Source organism: Synechococcus sp. RC10B2, from assembly GCF_047502635.1.
The window spans coordinates 250-4470 of sequence record NZ_JANSHO010000042.1 but is presented as its reverse complement, the minus strand read 5'-3'; the positions used below and the strand labels follow the sequence as shown (position 1 = coordinate 4470).

The 4221-nt window shown below is 65.2% G+C and carries 3 protein-coding genes, 1 tRNA gene and 1 pseudogene; 2 read left to right on the top strand and 3 right to left on the bottom strand.

Going from position 1 to position 4221, the window contains the following annotated elements:
* Both NW855_RS05115 and NW855_RS05110 read left to right on the top strand, forming a co-directional pair.
* Positions 1–198 (top strand): annotated as a pseudogene (locus NW855_RS05115) (hypothetical protein); the annotation flags it as partial.
* A gap of 55 nt (positions 199–253) precedes the next feature.
* A tRNA-Glu gene (locus tag NW855_RS05110) sits at positions 254–330 on the top strand.
* A 4-nt stretch (positions 331–334) separates the two neighbouring features.
* Here NW855_RS05110 and NW855_RS05105 read toward each other — a convergent pair.
* The 3 genes from NW855_RS05105 to NW855_RS05095 are packed head-to-tail and all read right to left on the bottom strand — an operon-like array spanning position 335 to position 4088.
* Positions 335–1690, bottom strand: coding sequence for an alpha/beta hydrolase family protein (locus tag NW855_RS05105; protein WP_414508494.1), 1356 nt, complete (start codon positions 1688–1690; stop codon positions 335–337).
* Positions 1687–3147 carry an IMP dehydrogenase gene (gene guaB / locus NW855_RS05100; protein ID WP_414508493.1) on the bottom strand — a complete coding sequence of 487 codons (1461 nt, stop codon included), beginning with the start codon at positions 3145–3147 and terminating at the stop codon, positions 1687–1689. The genes NW855_RS05105 and guaB overlap by 4 nt, the downstream gene beginning before the upstream one ends.
* Before the next feature lie 35 nt (positions 3148–3182).
* Positions 3183–4088, bottom strand: coding sequence for a hypothetical protein (locus NW855_RS05095; RefSeq protein ID WP_414508492.1), 906 nt, complete (start codon positions 4086–4088; stop codon positions 3183–3185).
* Positions 4089–4221 lie beyond the last annotated feature (133 nt).

The following is a 4221-nucleotide window of genomic DNA, read 5'->3' as shown; positions in this document are numbered from 1 at the left end:
GAGGGACGCGCACAGGGCTTGCAGGAAGGGATTCTCACGCTACTGCGCACACTCTACGGCGCAGTGCCTGCGGAGCTGGAAGCACAACTGCGCGCGATTCGCGATGTAGCGACCCTGAACGCCCTTTACCCGCTTGCAGTCTCGGCAGGCAGCCTCGAAAACTTCGCCCAGCAGCTCGCGCAGCAGCAGGGCGACTGACCAGGCGCAAAGGCTTGCAATTGCCCCTGCATCGTGGGGTATACTAACGACGGCTGGCCCCATGGTCTAGTGGTCTAGGACGCCTGGTTTTCAGCCAGGAGGACGGGGGTTCGAATCCCCCTGGGGTCACCATTTTTTATTTCGCGCCCCGCACAGTTTCGTCCAGCCACTTGCGAATAATCTCCAGCGCGTCGGGGTTGAAGGTCTCCTCGATCTCGGCGTACTCGGTGATGAGTCCCGTTTTCGCCTTCTGGAACAGGTGGTTGAGGTTGGGCAGGCGGCGGATGGTAATTCGCTTGTTGCCTCCCTCGCGCAGGGCGCGCTCAATCACGGGCAGGTTCTGTTCGGGGTCTACCTGCAGGTCGAGTTCGCCGTTGAGGGCAAGCACGGGGCAGCGCACCTTACGCAAGTAGGGCGCAGGATCCAGCGTGATAAAGGTGCGGAACCACGGGGTGGTGTAGTCGGCGGCTTGCGCACGCAGGGTAGCCTTCTGGCTCTCGGATAGGCTTGTGCCCGCGCCCAGCGACTGCACGAGTGCCTCGTAAATCGCCTCCTGCGCTTTGGCGTCGTCGCGCTCGCGCTTGAGGATCCCGAACACGCGCTGTTGCAGGGCGCGGTTGCGCTCAATTAGCGGCTCAGCAACGCCCGACTTGCGGTTAATCAGTTCTACTTGACGGTACAGGATCTGCTCGCCCGTCACGCCCGTGCCCGCCAGCATAATCAGGAAGGCGACCTCGCGCGGTGCTTTGGCGGCGGCAATCGCGCACACCAGCGCACCCTCGCTGTGCCCCAGTAGCCCGATGCGCTTGCGGTCGATCTCCTTGCGCTTCTGCAGGTAGCGCACGCCCGCCAGCGCGTCGTCGGCAAAATCAAGCGTGGTCGCCGTGCGCATGTCGCCGCCCGAACCGCCCACCCCGCGGTCGTCCATGCGCAGTGTCGCATAGCCTGCGCGGGTCAGGTAGTCCGCCAGCACCAGGAACGGCTTGTGCCCGAAAATCTCTTGGTCGCGATTCTGCGCCCCCGACCCTGTGAAAAACACGATTGCGGGGAACGGCGGCTTGCCGTCGGGCAGGGTCAGCGTGCCCGCGAGTTCGAACCGCCCCTTCAGGTTCGGGACGCGCACCTCTTCCGTGCGGTAGGGGAAGGGCGGTTTCGGCTCTTGCGGGCGTTTGGGGGCGGGCGGCTCGCCGCGCGTTAGCGTCAGCGGCAACTCCTGCCCGCCCTGCTTCCATGTGCCTGCGAGTTGCTTGCCGTCTTCCGACAGCGTGCCCACGAACTCGCCCTGCACGGCGTCGGAACGGATGCGAATCGTGTTCCCCTCCACCGTAATTGCGCTGATGGGGATGCCCGTCGCGGCTTGGTCAAGGCTGTCGATGGCGCCGCGCAGTTGCCCGTCGGCGTCGCGCTGCAGGCGGAACACGAGGCGCAGCCGCTGCGCCCCTGCCTGCAGCACGCCCGACCAGACGCCCTCAAAGCCCTGCAGATGCCTCACTCCTCGCCTCCTGTCCAGTAGTTCGGCGGCTCGCGCGTAATGGAGACGCTGTGCGGGTGGCTCTCGCGCAGCCCTGAATTCGTGATGCGGATAAAGCGCGCCTTCTCGCGCAGTTCCTGCAGGTTCCGCGCGCCGACATAGCCCATCCCCGACCGCAAGCCGCCCACCAGTTGGTGAACCGTCTCCGACAGGGGACCGCGATACGGCACGCGCCCTTCCACGCCTTCGGGCACGATTTTGCGCGGGTCGGTCTGGTAGTAGCGGTCGCTGGAACCTTGACGCATCGCGGCGACCGACCCCATCCCGCGATAGACCTTGTAGGCGCGGTTGCGGAAGATTTCGATCTCGCCGGGCGATTCCTCGCAGCCTGCCAGCAGGTTGCCCAGCATCACGGCGCTTGCGCCCGCCGCCAACGCCTTCACGATGTCGCCCGAATAGCGGATGCCGCCGTCGGCGATAATCGGCAGGTTCCACTTCTGCGCTTCGGCGGCGCACTCCATGATGGCGTGCAGTTGCGGCACGCCGACGCCCGCCACCACGCGCGTGGTGCAGATGGATCCTGCGCCCAGCCCGACACGAATCGCGTCTGCGCCCGCCTCCGCCAGCGCACGCACGCCCTCGCGCGTGGCGACATTGCCCGCCACCACCAGCAGGTCGGGCAGCGTGCGCTTAATCAGCCGCACGGCGTTCAGCACCCCCTGCGAGTGCCCGTGCGCCGAGTCGATGACGATGAAGTCCACGCCCGCGTCCGCCAGCGCACGCGCCCGCTCCACAGGCTGGCGCATCGGTCCCACCGCCGCGCCGACCACCAGGCGCCCCCTGTCGTCTTTGGTGGCGTTCGGGTGCTGGCGTATCTTCAGCAGGTCTTTGATGGTAATCAGCCCGCGCAGTTTGCCCTGCTCGTCCACGATGGGCAGCTTCTCGATTTTGTGTCGTTGCAGGATTTTCTCGGCTTCCTCAAGGCTCGTGCCGACAGGCGCGGTGATCAGGTTCTCGCTGGTCATCACCTCGTGGATGAGGCGGTCGAAGTTGGTCTCAAAGCGGATGTCGCGGTTGGTCAAGATGCCCACCAAGTAGCCCTCTTCGTCGGTGATGGGCACGCCTGAGATGTGGTAGCGCTCCATCAACTCCAGCGCGTCGCGCACGGTGTGGTTCGGCGAGAGGTAAATCGGATCCCAGATGACGCCGTGTTCGCTGCGCTTGACGCGATCCACCTCCAACGCCTGCTTTTCGATGGGCATGTTGCGGTGAATCACGCCGACGCCGCCTTCCCGCGCCAGCGCAATCGCCATGCGCGATTCGGTCACGGTGTCCATCGGTGAACTCACGATGGGAATGCGCAGCCGAATGTTCCCCACCAGCGTTGTGCTGACATCGACTTGGTCAGGCAGCACCTCGGAGTGGTTGGGCAGCAGCAGCACATCGTCGAAACTCAGCGCTTCGGTCAGCACCTGCATCCAGAACGCCTCCTGTGGCGTTCAATTGTACCCGATTAGCGTGCGCCGAAACTGAACAGCACCTGCAGCAGGTCGGCGTCGTCTACCGTTCCGTCGCCGTTGATGTCGGCGGGGTGGTTGCAACGCTGCGCGCCGAAGGCGAACAGCACCTGCAGCAGGTCAGCGTCGTCCACGATGCCGTCGCAATTCACATCGGCGGGGTGGTAGTCGCTAAGGATTTGCAGGTAGTCGAAGCTCGCAACGGGCGCAGGGTTGCCCCCGCCGCCACCCAAGTCCACATACAGCCCAATCTGCCCGCCCGCCTGCGCGACGGCTTGCAGCGCGGGAAAGTCGCTCAGCGGGCGCGGCGACCCCGTGAACTCACGCCAGTGTGCGCCGTCCTCGCGGTCGTAAAAAAAGCGCACGCGCCCTGTGTCGGGTTCGTAGCGCATCATCAGGCGCACGGTATCGCCCGCGCTGGGGCTCCACACCATGCCGCTTAGCCCTGCCCACTGGTAGACGCCGTTCCACTCGTGCCCGCCGCTGACCGACAGCGAGAGGTTCTGTTCAGGTAGGTACACCAAGTGCAGGTTGAAGTAGTGGTCGGCGTCGCGGAATGCGACCACACCCGCCTGAATGTAGCCGCCCGATGCGCCGCCCCGCGTCAGGCGCACGCGCGTCTCAATCACCCACACGCCGCGCAGCGCAGGCACAGACACACTCGGCAGGTTGCGGATAGCGTTGACGCCCTGATACAGCGTCCCTGCCTGCGCCGTGATTTGCAGATGCTCGGCAGTGAAGCTAACGCGCGTGGCGTCATAGGTGTTCACGGGCGCGTTTCTGGGCACGCCCCAACTCCAGCCGCGTTGGGGGTCAAACCCGCCGAAGAAGTCGTCCATCAGCGGTTGGGCATATGCAGTGGTTGCCGCCCATGCCAACAGTAAGCCAACAACGCCTCTCATAGCGCACCTCCTACTTTGCCCTCACCCCCAGCCCCTCTCCCACAGGGTGGGAGAGGGGTGGTGCGCCCTGCCGTTTCGTTGCCCTCACCCCCAGCCCCTCTCCCACAGGGTGGGAGAGGGGTGGTGCGCCCTG